A 19726-nucleotide genomic window follows, 5' to 3' on the forward strand; every position below is an offset into this window, starting at 1 on the left:
GCTTTGACCTTAAATTTAAGACACTCTTAAGAGAAAATCTGTGACTTCTCGTCTAAAGTTTGTTTTTTCATTTGAGATGCAACGGCTCACTTTTTATTATTTTCCTATTGTTTTGAGGAACATTCAGTATTGTGCTTTTAACACCAATGACCATTCAACACGAGAGAATGATGAAAATTGTCATAGTTGATGACCAACCGATAAATCTAGATGTTTTGAAGCGACACGCCGGCAAACTTCCTGAAACGGAAATTATCGCCTTCCTGAATCCTCTTGAAGCACTTCAATATTGCAAGACAGAATCTGTTGATTTAATTCTCACAGACTACCAGATGCCTGAAATGTTTGGAACCGACTTCATGACCGAATTTCGCTCGTTACCCGGAAAAGAATCTGTACCAATCATCATGATTACGGCCGAAAGTCAACAAGAACTTCGGTACAAAGCTCTTGAAATGGGCGCAAATGATTTTCTCAACAAGCCAATTGATGGCACAGAATTTATCGCTCGCGCACGAAATATGCTTGCGTTAAGAGCCGCTCAAAATGAATTACTCAAAAAAAATTCAGAACTTGAGATACTAAATAAGAAGTTGGAGGAAGTTAGTACCCTTAAAACACATTTGATGGCCATTGCAGCCAATGATTTAAGTGATCCTTTGGGGAGTATCATTCAGTTTTCTGACACAATGCTTTCCGGACGCCCAACCGCGGAGCAGCACGCTCAATACCTCAGAATTATTCAAGACTTAGCCAACCGCATGAATCATATTATTCGAGAGGTTCTTAATTCGGAAGCCATTGAAAGTGGGAAACTCATCTTTGCACAAAGGCCTATCGGGCTTGGAGAACTTGTGAAATTCAATGTCGGCATCGCTCTTCATCGTGCAACTGAAAAAAAGCAAAAATTTCTCTTTCATGCCGATCAAAGTGTGCTTGTGAAAGGCGATGAGATCAGGCTTCAAGAAATTGTGAATCAACTTATTTCAAATGCAATTATCTATTCACCAATTGGTTCAACAATTTCAGTTCGCGTTTATTCCATTGGAGAAATTGTGCGTTTGGAAGTGACAGACGAAGGGCCGGGAATTTCAGAAGAAGACATGAAAAACTTATTCAAAAAATTTCAGCGGCTTTCAGCAAAGCCTACAGGCGGTGAGTCTTCGAATGGGATTGGCCTTTCAATCGCCAAACAGCTTGTAGAGCTTCAAGGTGGAAAAATATGGGCTACCTCCGCGGGTGTTGGGAAGGGCGCAACCTTCACTGTAGAATTTCCAATTTATCACCCTTAAATCAGTTTCATTCTTCTAACAGAAAAAAACATTCAACCTTCCATTTTCGTAGGCAGCGTAATCTGTTTTTCGACCAACAAGGACATTCGGAAGCACGATATTTTTTCTGAAGTTATTCACCTCTATCAGCAATTCATCACCTTTGACATTCATCTGTACATGATCAATTTCAACATTTGGTAAGTAAAGTTTTAACAAATACTTCCCATTGCTCTTCTCGATAGTATGTGTTTTGAAATCGTTATACAGGATTTCCTCCGGGAGTTCAGTTTGAAAGAGCGATTCGCCCATTTTGGATAGTGAAATATTCCCAATGACTTCATTTTCAAAATGCTTTACCTTGAAAATAGGAAGTGGATAAAAGAATTGGTCAATTTGCTTTAAGTATCTTTGCTGCTGCTCAAAAAGGCCTTTCATCGACTTTGAAAGCGCTCCTTCAGGGAATATTTTATTAACCACTACGGCATCAAGTGTATAGCCAAAAAGGTTGAGATAAGTTTGTGCTCTCAGTGCCTCGCGAATAACCATATTTTCTGGATTCACCACAATGCGATAGGACGTGACCTTTGGGTCTAACAAGTAACCGTGTAACTCTTTGATTTGCTCGCCAATTTCGGGCATCAACTTAAAGACATTTTTCTTTGGCATAAGCTTTTCAATCAAGGGCATTGCAAAGCTGATGACCCGCGTGTGCCACGATGCGATTTTCTTGGTGTACCATTGGTAAGAATCGGGCATCGCGAGAAGACGCATTGTTTCGCCCGTTGGCGCTGCATCAACAATTATGACATCATACTTGCCGGACTTCGACGCCTCCCAAATGTGCTTTAAGCTCATCATTTCTTCCATTCCCGGAATAATGGCAAGTTCATCAGCGACAACCTCGCTTGCACCCTCGTTCATCAGCATCGACGAAAAATAATCATGTAATAATGACCAATGATTTCTGATCTCGGCAAGCACATTGATTTCCATCGCAAAAAGATTTGGAAACACTTCGCGTGGCGAGTCACTAAGTTCTGCGCCAAATGCATCTCCAAGACTATGAGCGATATCGGTACTCATAATCAATACGCGTTTTCCTGAATTTGCAATTTTTGCCGCTGTTGCTGCTGAAACCGTCGTTTTACCAACGCCGCCTTTCCCGAGATAAATTATTATTCGCATCGTACCGGTGCCCTGCACCCCTTTTGAAACATAATCGGCCTTTGCCGGTTAATCAATATTAATTTTAATTCTCTTATGCGCTTTTACATAAGCCTCTTTTGCATCTTGGTTTTCTTTTGCTTCATTCATATCATTTCTCTCTTCTGCCTCACGGGGTGTTTGATTTTGACCACTATTTGTGGAATCAAATTCAGCATTGGCATGATTCGATTGAGGATTTCCGTTCGATCTTGAATTTGGAAGATTCTGATAAGTCGTCATTGCCTTAACAAAAGCGCCTAAAATTCCATCGTTTTTTACAGCTGTCGCCACGGTTTGAATGATAAAATTTTGAGCCTCTGGATTTTGAGCCACGTTTTTTACAATTTCATTCAGGGTGGAAAGTGTTGTTGAAAATCTTTCAGGGAGTTTCTCAAGATCTTCCTTTGCTTGATTTCGATATTCTTCAGGAATATTATTCAGTAAATCTTTTGTTATTGCTTCTGCTCGTTTTAGGGAAACCATATCCAAGTTTCCCATTGCGTGAGCGCCGGGTGAATAAAATTGTTGAAATGGATTTCGCCCTTGCTGGGCTTCTGCAAATGGGTCAGGCGGAGTTTGACCGGTAGGTTTTGGATCAACACCGGCACTTCGCATATAGCGTAGTCTTTCAAGCAATGTATCTCCATATATTTTTGGGCTACTTGGATTGTGCGGTGTTAATGGATTTGAAAATGGAAAGAATGGAAACCCTGCATCGTCAGTTTCGGTCGCTGCGAAAATCGGAATTTCTCGTTGTGGTAATATTTCTTTTGCCGATGAAATCAAATTCAAAGCGGCTTCATCTGAAATTTCTGTAAGGTGAACTCCTCCATAATACGATTCTAATGCAGATTCCAATTCATAATGCAGGCGAATCAGCATTTCTGTTTCTGGAGTTGGAATAAGATCAAAAATGAGTACAATGGGCGGTTTACCTTCTCGGGTGATTGAAATATCGAGAACAGAAAAATCCCGATCTTTTACTTTCGATTTGAAGGAAACAGAACCAAGCGGGAATCGGTCAAGGTAATCTTTATTGATTCCTCTTGCCCAGATATAAATTGATTTGGAAGAAAAAATCAGATAATCATGAAAGGCAACTCCTCCAACGCGTTCATTTTTGGCTTCATAAAAAACGCCGTCAAAAACGGCAAGGGCTTCTTCTCCCTCAGCCAATAGTTTTTTTGAAAAGAACTCGCTGATGTGAGCCGCATCCGTGTGCTTCGCTGCGTAAAGACTTACCGCATTCATACTCCTTACTCCTCGCAAACGGTGGCAGGCCGAAGCACGCCACTTCTAATTATGGTTAAAACTTAATGGCACACTTCAAAATCAATGAAGGGCAAATCAATGTTCGTAAAAGCCAATCAATCGAACTCATAACGCTTGCCGCATCTCTTGAAGGATGAGTATTACAACATCACTCCAAAGTGATGCGGCTACGAAAAATGCAGTACAAACGAAAGTCGTTTACTTTCCGAAGCGCGCTTCGATTTCTTTATCGCGTGCGGCTGTGCTGCTTGCTGTTGGTGATGAACCGCGAAGACCTGAGCCGCCGCCTGTCAAACCACCATAAAGATTTTGATTGAGGCGCATTGTACCCTTTGCGAGAGAATCAAAAATCATTCCCCCTGTGTACCAGTGACCTTCAAACATGTATTCCGAGATGCGTCCGATGCTAACTAAAACATCTGTAATTACGCCGCCACCTGCTGCCATAATAACCTCCTAAGATTATGAGTTAAAGAATAATTGAAAACAAACAGGTTGCAAATGTGCGCCCCGTTTGGCACTACTAAAAAATTGATTCCGCTACTCTGCTTTTGGTGCAGGTTTTGGTTTAATTGATATTGTTGTTGGTGCTTTAGCAGCTTCTGTTTCAGAATCTTTACGAACAACTTTATCTGTTCTAACATTGAGCCCCAAAATAGCATCGAGCGATTTGGCACCGAGCTTTTCACTCGCGCCGGGCCTTGTAAAATCAGCAAATTCATTTGAAACATCTGAAACGGCACCAAAGGTATTGGTCAGTGTATGAAACACGGTATCAATTGCACCTAAAACGAAAAACGTGGCCTGTTCAGTAATTTCAAGTTTCCTGAATTCTTTGCCCAAATTTTGATTATCCATTGTACCTCTCGTTTTATCCTCTAAAAACTTAACTTCTTTATTACTCTTCGCTTGACATCAATCAGTATTCATTTGCAATTGAAGCGGAAACAAAGTGTCTTGTGCCAAACGGTTTGCTCCCGCTTCAAAATGCTGGTGCTTCCTTTGTCAAAGCAATTAAGCACGCTCTTAAAAAAAAGAACAATCAAAAAAATTGAATTAATTACCTTTTTCAGGTGTCGCTGAGCCGGTTGTAGGTTTTACCGCTTTTTGTGCCGCACTTGCAACATCATTGACAACTTCAACAGCCTTAGCCGCAGCTTCGCTCACTCCTTTAGCGACATCAGCTGTTGCGGTATCAACCGTTTTTGCGACATCCTTCATTACTGTGCCTGCTGCTTTACCCGCATCTTTTACGGTAATCACGACACGATTAACCGTTTGTGCTGCCGGACTTTGTCCATCTCCGCCGGTTATTCCGACACTCTTGGTAAGGTTTTCTGTCGCTGAAGTAACGCCTTCAACCACATCGCCAATGAGATTTAAAGTACCGACAATCGCTGATTGACCCGTCAAGATGGCCGCTTCTGCTAAAAACGCCATTCGATCGCCAAGCGCCATCGCCTTGAATTCTTTCCGTAGTGTTTCATATGATTCTGTCATAACGGCCTCCTCTGCCTTTAATTGTGCGACTTCACGCACCGTTGTTGTTTTTAAAGATCTAAATTGATACTGCTGTTTGATACTACACACCTTTTTCAGCCTTATTAGTTACTCTCATGCCTGAGCTCCAAGGGCATGATAATGACCATTGATTACCGCCGGCTGCACTGACCGACCGATTGCAAAGGGAATCGTCAACCATTTTTCTTTATACGACGCATTTCCCGGCTCAACTCCTGCTAAAACGAGTGGTAATGACACAATTTTTCTTTGATTCCCCAATTGAATAAAAAGCTCATCGCCAGAAACCCAACTTTGAATATCACTTGCATCTGCAAAAGGCAATTTTACATGAACTTCACAAAGATTTGCTTTTCGCTCAAATCGAATCGGTGATTCTTCATACATCATTGCCGCAGGATCGGTTTCCTGATAAACATCCCTTGCAAGTTTTGATAACGCTTTGAAACCAATGACTTCCTCATCATAAAGATTTACTTTTTTAATGGGAATCGGTGAAAAAGCATTTTCAATTTCAGTGATGTATTTTTTCTGAACCCCTTTCCACTTTTCTAAGTATCCGCTGTCTTGCTCAGAATTCAAGAGTTTATTTACTGTGACCATATCAACCTTAAATCCGTAAAGATTAAGGTAGGTCAGGGCACGCATTGTTTCCTTAATCACCATTTTTTCGGCATTCATAACAAGCCTTACGGAAGCATTCTTTTCATCGGTTAAAATGGCTTTGACACCTTCCAAATCATTGAACATGTTATCAACCCCTTTCATCACATCTTCATCGGGAACCATACTTGATAATTTATCCGACATTTTTGAAAGCGGCCTTGCTATTGGCTTTATAAAGAACTTTTCGACATTTCTCGCGACTTTCATCCCCCATCCTAACATCTCAGGTAAAGAAAGCAAACGAAGCGTTTCTCCTGTTGGCGCGGTATCAAGTATCACCGCATCATACCTTCCCGAATACTTGTATCGCTTAACTCTCATAAGTGCAAAGAGCTCTTCCATACCCGGGAGAATGGTCATTTCATCCATCATTAAATCTGCCGGCATCCCTTGTGCCATCAGCATCCTGAGGAAATATTTCTGAACCAATTCCCAATTTTCTTTCAAGTCGATGTAAGGATTTACCTCGATCGCCTCTAAATTCTCGGCTACTTTTTTTACTTCACCACTTAGTTGAACATCAATCGAATCGGAAAGGCTGTGAGCCGGATCGGTTGACATGATAAGTGTCCGATATCCCAATTCCGACAATCTTAGCGCTGTTGCTGCTGCGATACTTGTCTTTCCGACGCCGCCTTTGCCTGTAAATGTAAGAATGCGCATACTTCGCGTATTTCCTCTCAGGTTTCTTTTGTGATCAAATGCTTCCCCCTCTTGTCAAAACCAAAACATGAGGTGCGACGCGGATATTTACTCAGATTCAAATTGAAGGAGATTGACAATTCAATATTTTGACTTTCTCCACCAACACACGATTGCCTTAGCAATTTTCATTTTGAATTCGGTATAAAGTTAGCCTTCCCCAAGCCTGAGCACAAACATTTCAAACCACGTTCTTTGTTTGTCACCCTATTTTGTATTGCCCGTAATTCCTTGTATCTATTGGGGTTTTCGGACATGAAGAGGCAAAATCGACCATATCGCCCGTAATTCGTACTTTTTGGTTCGGCTTTTTTACGGCCTAATGAGCGATAAAAATTCTTTAAGTCAGGTTTTTATCAAGTACGACTCAAATTTGAACGATCAAGTAGCTCATTGGCAAGTTTTGGAAGCATTTCTGAAGCGAGCCCTTGCAGAACTTCAAAACCACGAAGGCTTTCAAATGCAGGGTTTTTATCAATGAAGAATTTTTGGGGGAGGTTCGAAAAGTAACTGATCAATCCAGCCGCCGGATAAACTTGTGCTGAAGTCCCAACGCCAATAAATATCGATGCCGATTCTTTTAGCTTTTCCAACTCACCTGTTTTCATATCGACTGCTTCACCAAACCAAACGACATCAGGTCTCAGTTTTCCGCCACAAAGCGGACACTCTTTTTCATATTCATCCGGCGAACTTATTTCTTTTTTGAACGTACATCTGAAATGCGGGTTAAATCCAAAAATTTCATAATGCCATTCACATTTTGCTTTGGTCAATTCACCGTGCAAATGCCAAACCGTTTTTGACCCGGCTTGTTCAAGAAGATTATCAATGTTTTGAGTGATATTGATGACCTCATACTTCTCTTGAAGTTCTGCAATTGCATAATGCGCGCGGTTTGGTTTTACGTTTTGAAGTTTTTCAAACCTTCTTGAATAAAAATCAAGAACGAGATTTGGGTTTCGTTTCCACCCCTCAGGAGAGGCGACATCTTCAATGCGATGATTTTCCCACAAGCCATTGCTATCTCTGAAAGTTGGAATACCGCTTTCAGCTGAAAGCCCGGCGCCGGAGAAGAGGATTAAAATTGTCTTATTGCTCATAATTTTTTACAGCCAAATACTCCGACATTTGCTTAATCTTTGCTTCAATTTCTATGAGTGCTGATTCGGAAGTACGACGCGCATCATCAACCGTGTTGTTTTGCGACTCAGCGATTTGCATTTGATTATTTATCTGATCAACGAGATAAGACATTTCTTCTGCAAGCTTCATTATATATGGATCATTCAATTGCCTTGCCTTCCGGTTAAGAAGAATGACAATACATTGAATACTCACATTTCTTAAAGGCCCTCTTCCACCATCGGTTGCAAAATTTTGACCTTGGCTTGATTGACTTGTTCCACCGGCAAGAAGGACATTTTCGTTACATCCAAACATTGAAATACCACCAACTTTTGCCGCCTTATAAATTGCTGTATTAAACAAATCATTCGCTCTTCCCGATCTCAAGGCTGTCATATCGGAGCGGATAATTCTAGGAGCTGAAAATGAAAGTTGTTTCAATTCTTTAAGAGCAACAAGTTGTTCTGGAGCAAGTGATTGCACAACAATCTCCGGTGCATAATAAACACGCAAAGAATCTGAGATAAATTCTTTAGAGTAGTTCTTTAAAATGAGTTCTTTTGCTGGACCATATCCCATTCGATAAGCTCTGGCCAAATCATTTAGCCCTTTCTCTTTAAGTCCCATTCCCAATTTAAGTGTGCCTGCTTCATAGAGCAATTCCGGAATTGATGGACCGAGTTGTAAAGCTTTTTCAATATCACCTAAAGATTCTTCGTAACGGCCTAATCGTCTTAGAAACGCACTTCTTTGCCTAAATGCATTCAAATCACCTCGATTTTCAACAAGCCATTCATAATCCTTTTCTGCTTCATTGTTCTTTCCCAATTGGGCATAACATGCGGCTCGTTGAAAGTAAGCATCATCAAGCGGGGCTTTTCCAATCGCTGTAGAAAAATCTTCAATGGCAGAGTCAAAAAGTTGCATTTCAATCTTTACCAATCCCCGAAAAAAATAAAGTTGCGCACTATCTGGTTTCATTGATATAGCCGCCGTAAAATCAGCATTGGCTCTTGAGTAATTCCTCATTTTTGAAGCCCATAGTCCTCTCATCACAAATGCTTCAAAGTTCTCTTCACTAGATCTTATTGCCAAAGAATAATCATGAAATGCTCCACTTGAATCCATCAAGAATTGCTTAGCAAAACCTCTCATCAAGAGGGCTTTATAATGGGTTGAATCATTTTGCAATAGCTGATTAAAAACAACCACCCCTTTCGCAAATTCTCTTTTATGAATGGCCTCAATTCCAATACGGTATAGACTATCTATACTCTCCTCATTAGCCCTCTTATGTTGTGCAAATAATGAGGACGAAGTGATAATAAATATTATGATCAGGATTGTTTTGGCTTGCATTACAATTCTATTCTAAAAATTGCTTTAAAATAAAAAACGCCGGTTTGTTCCGGCGTTTTTTATTTTACTATACTTTAATTATTGAAATAAATGGTAGCTCCAAGTGCAGCCGCACCAGCACCACCTACAAGACCTCTTGCAAGAAGAGTATAAACCCTACGCCGTGCAATGGCTTGATTATTTACAGTAAGCACGGTATCTGAACCCGCTACAACATTGAAACGGAATGTTCCGGAATCAATTGGTGTGAACCCGCTGATTTGTTTGTAACTTGTTGAGCTAAAAACTTCAACATTGGTAATTCCCGGGCTACTCGTGCGCGTTGCAAGAATACGAACTGCCGGAGCGTTTGGAGAAAAATGCCCAAACCGAATGCTACCTTGCGCAACATTAAGGTCAGGAAAGCTCGGTACTGCATCCTCTACAACCACAGGTATAATTCCACCGGTAGTTCCTGCAGTATCTGAAACGAAGACTGTGTAAGCCTTATTTGAACCAACATTGATATTGGTTTCAGCTACCACCCGTGTATCTCCTGAAGTTAACGGTGGACGCGCTGCCACACCACCCGGAGCTGCAAACACTTTTAGGTTTCTTGTACCCGTTTCAACTCCAATATATCCGGTATTTCCAAGATAAGCTACCGCAGGATTCGTAAACCGAGGAACCGTACCTGATACACTTCGATTAAAGAATGCGAAGATGGTATCGGCAAATACCCGATTATCAAAAAGCAAATCCACTGTTCCTGCATTTGCCGAAAGATGCAGCACGCGAACGCTGCCCAAGGTCGGCGTCTCTCCCGTTGTCGGGATATCGGAGCAAGAAGCTAAAAGCAGGATGCAAAAGCTCGTTGCTATTAGAAAATTGAATTTTTTTAACATGTTCTCGTTCAAAAATTTTTGTGTTCTCAAAGATTAAGGTCTTCTTAAGGAATACGCTCTGTTTGTTGCCAAAACGCGGTTCATATCGACGCTACAGGTAACCACATTTCCGGAAACGATAAATGCATCCATATCGTGAGTTCCGGGATTGAAATTTGCAAAACCCGGAATGTAATCAGGAACCACACTCAAATCGAAACCGACACCAGAACCATAAGGATTCACATCCAATTGGCGTCTCCAAACAGGTAAACGAATTCCCAAATCTGCGATTCGACGCCCTTCCAAGAAAAAGATTTCTTGTCTAAGCAAAAACAGTGTTCTTAAAAATTCTTCTTCTGTTTCTGCTAATGCATCAATGTCACTTGTTCTTATACTTGTAAATGAAGTTGGAAAAACCGTAACCAATCCCGGCCGTGTCGGAATCAAATTTGGAATAGCCGGAGAATTTGCATCTGCTCGAACCGAAAGAGTATTGGATCTCGGGCGATTACCCCCGACTGCTGCCACGGCAAGTCTTGTATTTGCGCTATTAAATCCAACCAAGGAATCTGCCCTTCTTGCAGCGTTGACGGCATTCCGGAGGCTTGTTCGTGCATCAGTAAAATTACCATTCGCAATAGCTGCTTCTGCTAAAATAAGATGAGCTTCCTCTATCTTTAAAACTGGAATTGGAGAATCAATAGCGGTATATTTAGGATCTAGAAAGTCTAATCTCGGAAGTGGTTGCAGATCCCTTGTTGTTCTGGTTACTAAGAAAGGGACAACTCCATTGTTATTTGTTTGAGCATCAAAAAGTGCGCGATACACATAGTTTGTACTTCCTGCGCTTGATAAAGCAGCATTCGCATAAAATATAGCACTATCCAAAGTTCCTCTTAAGCGATGCGATCTCGCAAGGGCTAAACGGCAAGCGGTTTGATTCATTGCTAACGAAGCCGGTGAACCTGAGGGCAACACAGCAGGCAAACCCAATCCGGGAAGCGCCAAATTGAAATCATTTATTGCCTCTTGAGCCAATTGATTTGAAGTTAGCCCCGAACCGCCAACCGTTACAGGAACATTGGCAAAATTTTCAGCTAGCATTAATAATGCCATACCTCTGAAGAACCTTGCTTGAGCGGTAGCATTAATTCTTTGGTTTGCATTCAAAGTATTATCCAAAGGAACCTGCGTAATAGCAAATTCAGCATTTGCTTTTAGATTCTGAAGCCCTGAATAACTACCGGGAAGGCTTAAATCGTCCGAAGTAATTAGTCTTGGATTATCAGCCGAAGGAGACAAAAATGTCGAAATATTGACATATTCATCACTTACATAGGCATTATAGAGAACTATGTTTCCAACGGCAGTGGAAAAAGTAGTTCGAACACCTTGTAAAACTTGGTTGGCACTACCTCCCGGAAACCGTTGCAATGATTCATCAGTAATCGTTGGGTTAATGATATCCGTTGGATTATTAATGCAAGCACTAAAACCTAAAACAAGGAATAATGTAATTACCCCCGCATAGGTCGCACGCTTCACTTTCGTGTACGAAAATTTAAGATCGTTCATATTTAACATTTTTTGTGCGTCTAATGGTTACGGAGAATTAAAAATTATATCCAATTGTAAATCGAATTTGACGGGCAGCAGAAAGATTTGCGCCCCCAGTTGCACCTAGATCAAGAGCACCGCCAGCTCGAGCCCAGTTCAATTCAGGATCTACTCCAGTTGCTGAAGTGGAAATGATAAAAGGATTACGTATAGCAAATGCTAAATTTAATCCACTCATTCCGAATGGTTCGTTATATCGAATCGTTATATCGCGAAGTTTAACCCATCGTGCATCTTCGACAAAGAAAGAACCATAGTTTGCGAAACTTGAAGGATTAGTCACAGAGTTTTGTGTCAAACTCACAAAACCCGGAACGGTTGAAAGGGCATCGAGGTATCCATTCGCAATTCTTAACACTTGTTGTGTATTAACCAAAGCATTACCCCACGAATATTCAAGCAATGCGCTAATAGTAAGGTCTTTCATGATAATTGCATCAAACCCAACAGAACCAAAACGTGTTGGAATGGATTGAGCCCCATTGAATTGATTTGCAATAAATCTTCCACGGTAAGTTCCGTCTGCTTCTTGCGCCAATCGATTGGCTCGAATTGCACCAATAGAGCGTTGATTTGCAATGAAGAGACCTGAAAATGCAAATCCCCCAACAGCAAACTCAGGAATCGGGCGACCTCCAATCTGTCCGATGTCAGGAATATTATTTTCAACCAATGTGAAATTTAGACGTCCTTTCAACTCGAAATCAGAATCTTTATAAATGCTACCCGAAAGCGAAAATTCCCATACATTATTCAACACCTCTCCAATGTTTCTTTGAATAAGTCCAAAACCGGTTACCGGATCGTTGGGTACTGAAAAAAGTCCATCGATTGTCGAAGTCGTGCTATATGTAGCATTGAATTCTAACCGATCTTCCCAAAGTCCAAGATCTAAACCAAATTCTAAAGAATTAATAATTTCTGGCTTTACATCTGGATTTCCAGCACCTGCAAATGTTATAGCAGCTGAACCAAGAAACGAAGGGGCTGCATAGGTTCTATCTCTCAAAAATGGCGCGGGGAAATTTCCCGATTGACCTAAAGCCGCTCGTAATTTGAAATAAGGAACGTAGGGCTTAATATCTTCCGGATAAAATTGAAAATCTGAAAGAACTGTCGCAACTCCTCCCCTAAAAAGCGGAATAACTGAAACCTCTTTTCCGAAAGCAGAACTCACATCTAATCGAATTCCGCCATCGAAAAAAATATTTTTCAATAGTGTTCCTCTCAATTCGGCAAAACCGCCACCGAAAAACAGGGCAGCAACTCCTTCGGATCCGGTTACAATTCCAGCTTGATTAAATGTTTGTGTACCTGCGGCAAGGTTTTGACCTGACCCTGTAATTACACGTACTTCTTGACGAAAAGCCTCACCACCAAAATTTATTGACGCGGAAAGTTCATCTAATTCAGGAAGAGATACACTTCCCGAATAATTGACAATTGGTTGAAAAAATTCACGGTCGCTTCTAACAATACTTCCCAGTACTGTCGAGCCAAAAGCTATACTCGCTTCTATAGGTGTCAGAAAGCGTGACTCTCTTTTGTTATAATCAAGACCAACTGTTAAGCGATGTGAAAACCAATTGTAAGGATTATAGTTAAATGTTAATGAGGTAATGATACGGTTTACATTTTCATCATAATCTGGCGTCATCCAAATGGCTAAAAGACTATCTGGGTTATCAGTTCCGTTTGAATTCAGATTGCGCGAACGGAACTGCGAACCTGTTTCCATTGCACCGAGCGGTGCAAAAATGTTATTACCTTGGTTAAACCGGTCAAAGCTGTTTCTGATAAATGAAGTGGAAAATTCCGCTTCGAGCTTATCGCTTAGGATGGCTCTTGCAGCAAAGGCAAGGTTGTAAAGTTCATCACGAGCTTGATTGCGAACAATAAAACCGGTGCTATTTCGAGACATTGCAGAAAAGTTGTAAGTAAAAGTTTCTGCTCCACCATTAAGGTTTGCCGTATATTGCTGGAAAAATCCGGTTTGAAACAAGAGATTTCTTGTAACATCTTCTTGCACAAACTTGGTTTCTGGATTGTCTGCACCTAAAGTTCCGACAATTTTCAAAGTTGGGGTTCCGGGAGTTCCTTTTTTGGTGAATATCTGAGTTACCCCGTTTCCAGCTTGGGTACCATATAATGTTGCCGCAGATCCACCAAGTGCAACTTCTACGCGGTCAACCTCACCTGTAATTAATTGTGCTAATGAGGATGAAACGGTTCCGCCTGTTCCTACGCCGAAGTTATCTCCCGCATCCACACGCACATTATCCACATAGAACACAGGTGTAGAATTTGCCGCAACACTCTTAACACCTCGCGATTGAATTCTTGACCCTGTACCGGGGAGCCCTGAAGCAAACCCAACCGATACACCGGCCACCTGACCTTGGAGTAACTGATCAATAGATTGTACCGTAATATTATTTAACCTTTCGGCATTGATGCTTTGTACGGGTGCAGAGAGTTTTTTCTTTTCTGTTGCTGCGCCAGTCCCTGTCACAATGACTTCAGATGCTTGAACGGCAGTAGGCACCAATTCAAAATCCACCGTAACACTTTTATCTTCTGTAACGGTAACATTCTTAGTTTGGGGCTTGTAACCAACATACTTCGCAATAACGATATAGTCCCCTGTTTTTACTCTTCGGAGATAAAATCGTCCTTGTGCATTGGTAACTGTTCCTGTCTTTGTGTCCAATAGAGAAATTTGTGCTCCAATGAGTTTTTCTTTATCACTTGCATCAGAGACAACCCCGGTGATTTCACCGACTCCTTGAGCCATTACTGAAGTGCTTGTAAGCACGAGCAATAGCACCAGTTTGAAGAGGTATAACCTTTTCATATTGTTTTGTTTTGTTATTTGTTGAAAAAAATGTGCTTAAAACCTTATACAACCCATTATTGAGTTGAAAGAAACAGATAAGAAAAATCGGAATAAAAAAGGAAGGATTGGCGATTGCCTTAAAAACTAATGTCCTTCAAAATATAAGTTCAGATAATTGAATTATAATATTTGTTCAGAAAAATTCAAATAGTGAATTAATTTTCTTTTGGCAAAAAAACTTTTTTTTCTAAAGGGGAACTTTTTCGATTGAACTTTGTACTCGTAGGATTCAAACCGTGGGTGAGGAAATACAATGCGGCGTCTCGGCACTGAGCGATTGTGTCTTCAACAACTTCAAGTTCTTCAGGTTTAAAGTTTGAAAGAACAAAGTCTGCGGCACTTCCTTTGAATTCCGGGTTTCCAATCCCAAAACGAAGTCTTGTGAAATCATTTCGCCCAAGTTCTTGAATAATATTTTTCAACCCGTTTTGACCCCCGTCGGAACCTTCGCCACGAAGGCGAATTGCACCTAAGGGAATCGCAAAATCATCACAAATGACTAGAAGATCGAGGATGCTGATTTTATAAAAGGCCATAGCGTGGCGAACTGCTCGGCCGGAAAGATTCATATAGGTTGTGGGCTTTATTATCAGTACTTCATTGGATTCATAAACCCCCTTAGCGAAGTCGTAATCTCCTTTTCCAGATTTAAAGCCCAACCCAAGTTTCTCAGCGACAGACTCTGCAACACGAAATCCAACATTATGCCTTGTCCCTACATACTCTTTCCCAATGTTTCCAAGCCCGCAGATCAATTTCATTGTTTTTCACTTCGCTGCGATTTCGATTAAATCAATATGATAATCTTCCATTACCGGATTGGAAAGCAATTTCTTACAAGCTTCTTCGGCTACTTCTTTTGCTTTAGAGGCACTAGTCTCAGCGATCTCCACTTCAATGTATTTCCCGATACGAACACTACCGATACTTGAATATCCCAATTGAGAAAGTGCTTGTGAAACGGTTTTGCCCTGAGTATCAAGTATCGATTTTCTCAAAGTAACCTGAATTTTTGCTAAGTATGACATCGGAAAATAATTAGTGTTTATGGTTATGACCAGTTCCCTTTGGAGCCGATTCTTCACTTGCCTCGTGAAATAAGTCGTGTAATGCTGTAAGCGATTTTCTTATCTCTTCATCACTCGCACCCGCTTGAATTTGATTATGTAATGCTTCGCTTGCACTGACCAACTTTACCAAAGCCTCAGCACATCCTTCAGGATGTTCTAATTCAAACGGTGGCTTTGAATTTATCCACTTTTGAGCGGCTTCAACAAGCTCTTTCGAGCGGGTTTTAATAGGTGTAAAATTTGAGTCGTTATCCATCGGATGAAACGTTTCTGCCATCACAATGTGAAAATCATCTTCCTCCGCCCACTTTTGGATTGCCGGCTCCGATTTCTTGACCTCTTCCTTTTGATTGCACGCAGTAAAAACCGCGCAAATAGCAATTAATAAAATTGCCAAGTACAGATTTTTTTTCATAGTTAATGAATTTGAATTTTGAGTTACTCAGATTTTGATGAGTTCGCAACAGAATGGTGAGTGATTTCTTCGCTAAAAAAGTAATAAAGCGAACGGATTACACCGAAGAGAATGAAGAATATCATTGCTATAAAAAATCCTTTTGCTTGAAAGACAAGCATCGCCAAAAACCCACATCCAAACAAAAACATCTTCACCGGATGATCCTTTAAATTTTCAAGGGTCGGCTTGGGAAGGGTATCATACTTGATTTTACTCACCATTAAAAGTGATAAGGAAATTGTAAGCATAACAAGAATGATATCGCGAACTTCCTCGGAAAAGAGAGATTCTGCGTAAGCCCAAATCACAAATGTAGCAATTGTCATTGCTTGAGAGGGCGTGGGTAAACCAGTGAAATAGTCTTTTGTAAACCCAACAAGTTGAACATTAAAGCGAGCTAATCGCAATCCGCTTCCAACCATCAATGCTGAGCTTAACAAGACACCCAAAATACCAATTTGGTGTAACCCCGCTTGATAAACGAGAAAGGACGGTGCCGCGCCAAAAGAGACTAAGTCTGACAGCGAATCTAATTCAACACCAAAATCTGAAGAGGCATTTGCAAGACGGGCAACCATTCCATCGATGGTATCAAAAAAGGCTGCAAGGATTATAAACCATCCGGCTAAAGTTAGGTTTGCGTCATGAGCAAGAACGATTGAAATATAGCCGCTCACCATATTCATGACTGTAAAAGTGGAGGGCACTGCAACGCGAGATATGCTTGGGATTGTCACACGACCCATTCGAAATCGTCGCTTGGGACGCCATTTCCTCATGCTTGAAACAATTCCGCCTTCGAGCTTTTCATTTATTTCAGGTTCTTTTTTTTCAGACTCAGGCACAGGCATATTGATTTTGTGACAGTTTATTTTGGCTCAAACTAAGAAACTTTTTTTGATTTTTGACGGGAGTAACCAAATGATCTCAAAATCCTAATGATATCATCCACCGATAATAATTTCCATTTGAGAATTGCTCAGCAAAATCAAAACCTCCTTCAAATTCCATCGCAAAAAGTTTTCGATCGTCATATCTTAATGCGAATCCTACTCTTTGGTAGTAAGTGGTGTTGTTTTGAGTTGTTGACCTTGCAGCACCAAGCCACTCTCCGCGAAGCTCAGCAATGACAATTGTTGAAAAATCATATCCAATACCGCCACACAAAAGAAACAAGTCGTTTGAGGGTTTACCCCGATTAAATAATACGAAGTAATACTTTGGCCTTGCAAAAAGGTTTACTCCGAAAATTTTTAATTCATTCTGAAGGCTGATTGTGAACGATTCGGCAAAGTTTCCAAATGAAGAGGAGACCAAAAAACGCCCGGCAGTTATCCCAAATGAGGGTTTAATGAACCAGACTTCTTCAACTGGATGAAAAGTAACAGAAGTACCGAATTCAACCCAAGGGTCACTTCCCAAACCATTTCCTAAGGCAGGGTTTTGCCACCCTTGTAAGTAAAGCTCATAGGATTTTATCCAACCTGTTGAATCCAAATTTTTAGCCACATTTCCAGAAATCCAGCTTCCCCAAAATTGATCGAAACCGACTGATGCCCTCGCGTTTACAGTTTTTTTTTCCTGTTTTGGCAGTGCCGTTGTGCTATCGCGAGAAACTTGACTCGCGAAAAGCTTTGGAGATTCGTAAACAAAAAACAGGCATCCAAGTAAAAATGGCACGACACATTTTAAGCTTCGGGAAAGCGGATTCATTGGTTTCATGTTTTTGGGTTCGAGAGATTTTAAGTAAGATAAAGATAATTGTAATGAACAAGCGGCTTTTCACCCCGTTTACCGAGCCGTGAGGCTGCAATGTCTGAACCATATTGAGCAACGCCAACCCCAATTCCCTCTCCGCTTTCTGATTCAATTTTAATGATATCCCCTTTCTGAAAAGTTCCTTCTATTCTTATTACTCCTATCGGAAGAAGACTTGAGGCGGCATTTTCACGTTTCAATTGTTCGCTTGCACCGCGGTTAATGATCACTTTCGCTTTTGCACCGCTTTCAGAAGTTGCGACCCATTTTTTCACCCCTGAAGTTTTTTTAACAGGAATAAATGTTGTTCCCAGTTCTTTACCTTTTAAGAGATCTGAAATCATCCCTCTTTTTTTTCCATTCGCGATGTACACGCGAATCCCCACTTTTGCAAGTTTCGACGCAATCGAAAACTTTGTCTGCATTCCTCCCCTGCCAAATTGCGATTTCTCGCTTGTGATCATTGTTGAAAGTTCACCAATGGGGCTTCGTTTTGAGCTCGTGCCGATTTCAACTTTGGAAATGACTTTTGAATTGGGGTCGTTTGGGCTGCCTGAATAAATTCCCTCAACACTGGTTAATAGCATGAGTGAATCTGCATTCATCATTGCAGCGATTAATCCGGCGAGTTCATCGTTATCGGTAAACATTAACTCCGTAACCGATACCACATCGTTTTCATTGACTATAGGGATAATACCTTGCTCAAGCAGTGCTTCGAAGCAATGTTTCATGTTTAGGTAATGACGGCGGTCGCGGAAGTCTTCTTTTGTAGCTAAAACTTGCGCACACAAAAGATGATGTTTTTCAAATAGGTCTGAATAATGATGTATCAACTTGACTTGGCCAATAGAGGCTAAAATTTGACGCACCGATACCGGATTCGATTTTTCGGGCAAGGTTAAAAGAGATCTTCCCGCACCCATTGCGCCTGATGATACCATAATAAGGCGATTTCCCTTTTTCCGCTCCGCCGCGATATCGGCGGTTAAAGCTTCCATTACTTCCAAATCAAGAAGCCCATTTGAACCGGTAATCACATTGGTTCCAATTTTTATGACAACGGTCTCCGGCTTATGCTTTTTGGCTTCGGTCATAACCTCTATGAGTGAGTGTTGACAGCCGATTCCAGCTTGAGCAATTTTTTTTGAAGGAGCCGATCAATAAAGCCCAATAGTAAATTTTTGGAAAAGGCATTGTCAAGGCGTGGGTTCGCGGCACTTTCAATCCACATTCGCTCCGGATGCCATTGGACCAGCCAAATATCTCGGGCTGGATCTTTTGATTCTGCGGCTTCGATAATTCCGTCGGGCGAAAATGCAACCGCTTTTAATTCAGGGGCAACATCGCGAATGGCTTGGTGATGCCTTGTGGTGAGATTGTCTGTCGATTCTTCACGAATCAGTTCAAAGAGACCTGATTGGCGAAGTAATTTTGTTCCGTGAAAGCCACTCGTGTCATTCGATATTTTTTTGTGAGAAATCTCTGTAGCACCTTCCTTTTGAATATCGAGATACAAAGTTCCGCCCATCACCACATTTATCAATTGAAGCCCTCGGCAAATTCCAAGAATCGGTAATTTTTTTTCAAGGGCCGTTTCCGCCAATTCCCATTCCATTTGGTCACGCTCAGGATGAATTTCAACATCCAAGTCTTTCAACACATTTTTATCATCATTTCTTCCAAAGCGAGCCGGTTCGACATCGAGCCCCCCAGTGAAAACGATGGCATCGGCAGTTTCAATGGTTTGAAGATTCTTTTGTAAAAGCGAAGAATAGACTTCAAACGACTCATGAGGTTCATGATATTTTAATTCAACGCATTCAATTTCAATATGCTCATTTTGGGCAGTTGAAATCCACGATAAGTACTCGGGCGTTTTATGACCACAAGAGGTTACGGCAATTTTGAGTTTTGTTTTTTCCATTCAAGGT

19 protein-coding genes are annotated in these 19726 nt (G+C 41.1%); 1 reads left to right on the forward strand and 18 read right to left on the reverse strand.

Annotation, left to right across the window (positions count from 1 at the left end):
• The first annotated feature begins 167 nt into the window (after positions 1 to 167).
• Positions 168 to 1292 carry a response regulator gene (locus SFU91_02395; protein ID MDX2127869.1) on the forward strand — a complete coding sequence of 375 codons (1125 nt, stop codon included), beginning with the start codon at positions 168 to 170 and terminating at the stop codon, positions 1290 to 1292.
• A gap of 15 nt (positions 1293 to 1307) precedes the next feature.
• Here the strand turns inward: SFU91_02395 and SFU91_02400 are convergent, their stop codons facing one another.
• From SFU91_02400 to SFU91_02485, 18 genes are all read right to left on the reverse strand, one after another.
• Positions 1308 to 2459 (reverse strand): ArsA family ATPase, encoded by a 1152-nt coding sequence (locus SFU91_02400; GenBank protein MDX2127870.1) that lies wholly within the window; start codon positions 2457 to 2459, stop codon positions 1308 to 1310.
• Between the two features lie 48 nt (positions 2460 to 2507).
• Positions 2508 to 3731, reverse strand: a complete 1224-nt coding sequence (locus SFU91_02405) for a hypothetical protein (protein MDX2127871.1) — start codon at positions 3729 to 3731, stop codon at positions 2508 to 2510.
• 219 nt (positions 3732 to 3950) lie between these two features.
• A complete protein-coding gene (locus tag SFU91_02410; protein MDX2127872.1) occupies positions 3951 to 4199 on the reverse strand; it encodes a bacteriochlorophyll c-binding family protein in 249 nt (82 codons plus the stop codon).
• Between the two features lie 93 nt (positions 4200 to 4292).
• A complete protein-coding gene (locus tag SFU91_02415; GenBank protein MDX2127873.1) occupies positions 4293 to 4610 on the reverse strand; it encodes a hypothetical protein in 318 nt (105 codons plus the stop codon).
• Between the two features lie 198 nt (positions 4611 to 4808).
• Positions 4809 to 5252: a chlorosome protein C gene (locus tag SFU91_02420; protein MDX2127874.1), complete on the reverse strand. Its 444-nt coding sequence runs from the start codon at positions 5250 to 5252 to the stop codon at positions 4809 to 4811.
• Between the two features lie 114 nt (positions 5253 to 5366).
• Entirely contained in the window at positions 5367 to 6602 is a 1236-nt protein-coding gene (locus tag SFU91_02425; GenBank protein ID MDX2127875.1) for a TRC40/GET3/ArsA family transport-energizing ATPase, read from the reverse strand.
• Positions 6603 to 6997: 395 nt separating this feature from the next.
• Positions 6998 to 7744: a Sir2 family NAD-dependent protein deacetylase gene (locus SFU91_02430; GenBank protein MDX2127876.1), complete on the reverse strand. Its 747-nt coding sequence runs from the start codon at positions 7742 to 7744 to the stop codon at positions 6998 to 7000.
• The gene (locus tag SFU91_02435; protein MDX2127877.1) at positions 7734 to 9128 is read right to left on the reverse strand and encodes a tetratricopeptide repeat protein; all 1395 of its coding nucleotides are present in this window, start codon (positions 9126 to 9128) and stop codon (positions 7734 to 7736) included. Before SFU91_02435 ends, SFU91_02430 begins: the two co-directional genes overlap by 11 nt.
• Before the next feature lie 74 nt (positions 9129 to 9202).
• The gene (locus SFU91_02440; protein ID MDX2127878.1) at positions 9203 to 10012 is read right to left on the reverse strand and encodes a DUF4397 domain-containing protein; all 810 of its coding nucleotides are present in this window, start codon (positions 10010 to 10012) and stop codon (positions 9203 to 9205) included.
• 33 nt (positions 10013 to 10045) lie between these two features.
• A complete protein-coding gene (locus SFU91_02445) occupies positions 10046 to 11569 on the reverse strand; it encodes a hypothetical protein (GenBank protein MDX2127879.1) in 1524 nt (507 codons plus the stop codon).
• A gap of 37 nt (positions 11570 to 11606) precedes the next feature.
• Positions 11607 to 14465: a TonB-dependent receptor gene (locus tag SFU91_02450; GenBank protein MDX2127880.1), complete on the reverse strand. Its 2859-nt coding sequence runs from the start codon at positions 14463 to 14465 to the stop codon at positions 11607 to 11609.
• 197 nt (positions 14466 to 14662) lie between these two features.
• Positions 14663 to 15268: an aminoacyl-tRNA hydrolase gene (gene pth, locus SFU91_02455; GenBank protein MDX2127881.1), complete on the reverse strand. Its 606-nt coding sequence runs from the start codon at positions 15266 to 15268 to the stop codon at positions 14663 to 14665.
• Positions 15269 to 15274: 6 nt separating this feature from the next.
• Positions 15275 to 15535, reverse strand: a complete 261-nt coding sequence (gene purS, locus SFU91_02460) for a phosphoribosylformylglycinamidine synthase subunit PurS (protein MDX2127882.1) — start codon at positions 15533 to 15535, stop codon at positions 15275 to 15277.
• Positions 15536 to 15545: 10 nt separating this feature from the next.
• On the reverse strand, positions 15546 to 15992 hold the full coding sequence (locus tag SFU91_02465) for a hypothetical protein (protein ID MDX2127883.1): 447 nt from the start codon (positions 15990 to 15992) through the stop codon (positions 15546 to 15548).
• A 23-nt stretch (positions 15993 to 16015) separates the two neighbouring features.
• Complete coding sequence (gene pssA, locus SFU91_02470; protein MDX2127884.1) at positions 16016 to 16885, reverse strand: CDP-diacylglycerol--serine O-phosphatidyltransferase; 870 nt, start codon at positions 16883 to 16885, stop codon at positions 16016 to 16018.
• 76 nt (positions 16886 to 16961) lie between these two features.
• A complete protein-coding gene (locus SFU91_02475; protein ID MDX2127885.1) occupies positions 16962 to 17747 on the reverse strand; it encodes a DUF6733 family protein in 786 nt (261 codons plus the stop codon).
• Between the two features lie 29 nt (positions 17748 to 17776).
• Positions 17777 to 18889: a glutamate 5-kinase gene (proB, locus tag SFU91_02480; GenBank protein MDX2127886.1), complete on the reverse strand. Its 1113-nt coding sequence runs from the start codon at positions 18887 to 18889 to the stop codon at positions 17777 to 17779.
• A 5-nt stretch (positions 18890 to 18894) separates the two neighbouring features.
• Complete coding sequence (locus tag SFU91_02485; protein ID MDX2127887.1) at positions 18895 to 19719, reverse strand: gamma-glutamyl-gamma-aminobutyrate hydrolase family protein; 825 nt, start codon at positions 19717 to 19719, stop codon at positions 18895 to 18897.
• Positions 19720 to 19726 lie beyond the last annotated feature (7 nt).

It is taken from the genome of Chloroherpetonaceae bacterium, assembly GCA_033763895.1.
Taxonomy (GTDB): domain Bacteria; phylum Bacteroidota; class Chlorobiia; order Chlorobiales; family Thermochlorobacteraceae; genus JANRJQ01.

Bases quoted from the DNA above. Each gene is read 5' to 3' on its own strand.
- SFU91_02440 (MDX2127878.1), bottom strand. From the start codon at position 10,012: ATGTTAAAAAAATTCAATTTTCTAATAGCAACGAGCTTTTGCATCCTG.
- SFU91_02475 (MDX2127885.1), bottom strand. From the start codon at position 17,747: ATGAATCCGCTTTCCCGAAGCTTAAAATGTGTCGTGCCATTTTTACTT.
- SFU91_02485 (MDX2127887.1), bottom strand. From the start codon at position 19,719: ATGGAAAAAACAAAACTCAAAATTGCCGTAACCTCTTGTGGTCATAAA.
- proB (MDX2127886.1), bottom strand. From the start codon at position 18,889: ATGACCGAAGCCAAAAAGCATAAGCCGGAGACCGTTGTCATAAAAATT.
- SFU91_02405 (MDX2127871.1), bottom strand. From the start codon at position 3,731: ATGAATGCGGTAAGTCTTTACGCAGCGAAGCACACGGATGCGGCTCAC.
- purS (MDX2127882.1), bottom strand. From the start codon at position 15,535: ATGTCATACTTAGCAAAAATTCAGGTTACTTTGAGAAAATCGATACTT.
- SFU91_02435 (MDX2127877.1), bottom strand. From the start codon at position 9,128: ATGCAAGCCAAAACAATCCTGATCATAATATTTATTATCACTTCGTCC.
- SFU91_02445 (MDX2127879.1), bottom strand. From the start codon at position 11,569: ATGAACGATCTTAAATTTTCGTACACGAAAGTGAAGCGTGCGACCTAT.
- SFU91_02425 (MDX2127875.1), bottom strand. From the start codon at position 6,602: ATGCGCATTCTTACATTTACAGGCAAAGGCGGCGTCGGAAAGACAAGT.
- pth (MDX2127881.1), bottom strand. From the start codon at position 15,268: ATGAAATTGATCTGCGGGCTTGGAAACATTGGGAAAGAGTATGTAGGG.
- SFU91_02400 (MDX2127870.1), bottom strand. From the start codon at position 2,459: ATGCGAATAATAATTTATCTCGGGAAAGGCGGCGTTGGTAAAACGACG.
- SFU91_02430 (MDX2127876.1), bottom strand. From the start codon at position 7,744: ATGAGCAATAAGACAATTTTAATCCTCTTCTCCGGCGCCGGGCTTTCA.
- SFU91_02410 (MDX2127872.1), bottom strand. From the start codon at position 4,199: ATGGCAGCAGGTGGCGGCGTAATTACAGATGTTTTAGTTAGCATCGGA.
- SFU91_02415 (MDX2127873.1), bottom strand. From the start codon at position 4,610: ATGGATAATCAAAATTTGGGCAAAGAATTCAGGAAACTTGAAATTACT.
- SFU91_02395 (MDX2127869.1), top strand. From the start codon at position 168: ATGATGAAAATTGTCATAGTTGATGACCAACCGATAAATCTAGATGTT.
- SFU91_02450 (MDX2127880.1), bottom strand. From the start codon at position 14,465: ATGAAAAGGTTATACCTCTTCAAACTGGTGCTATTGCTCGTGCTTACA.
- SFU91_02465 (MDX2127883.1), bottom strand. From the start codon at position 15,992: ATGAAAAAAAATCTGTACTTGGCAATTTTATTAATTGCTATTTGCGCG.
- pssA (MDX2127884.1), bottom strand. From the start codon at position 16,885: ATGCCTGTGCCTGAGTCTGAAAAAAAAGAACCTGAAATAAATGAAAAG.
- SFU91_02420 (MDX2127874.1), bottom strand. From the start codon at position 5,252: ATGACAGAATCATATGAAACACTACGGAAAGAATTCAAGGCGATGGCG.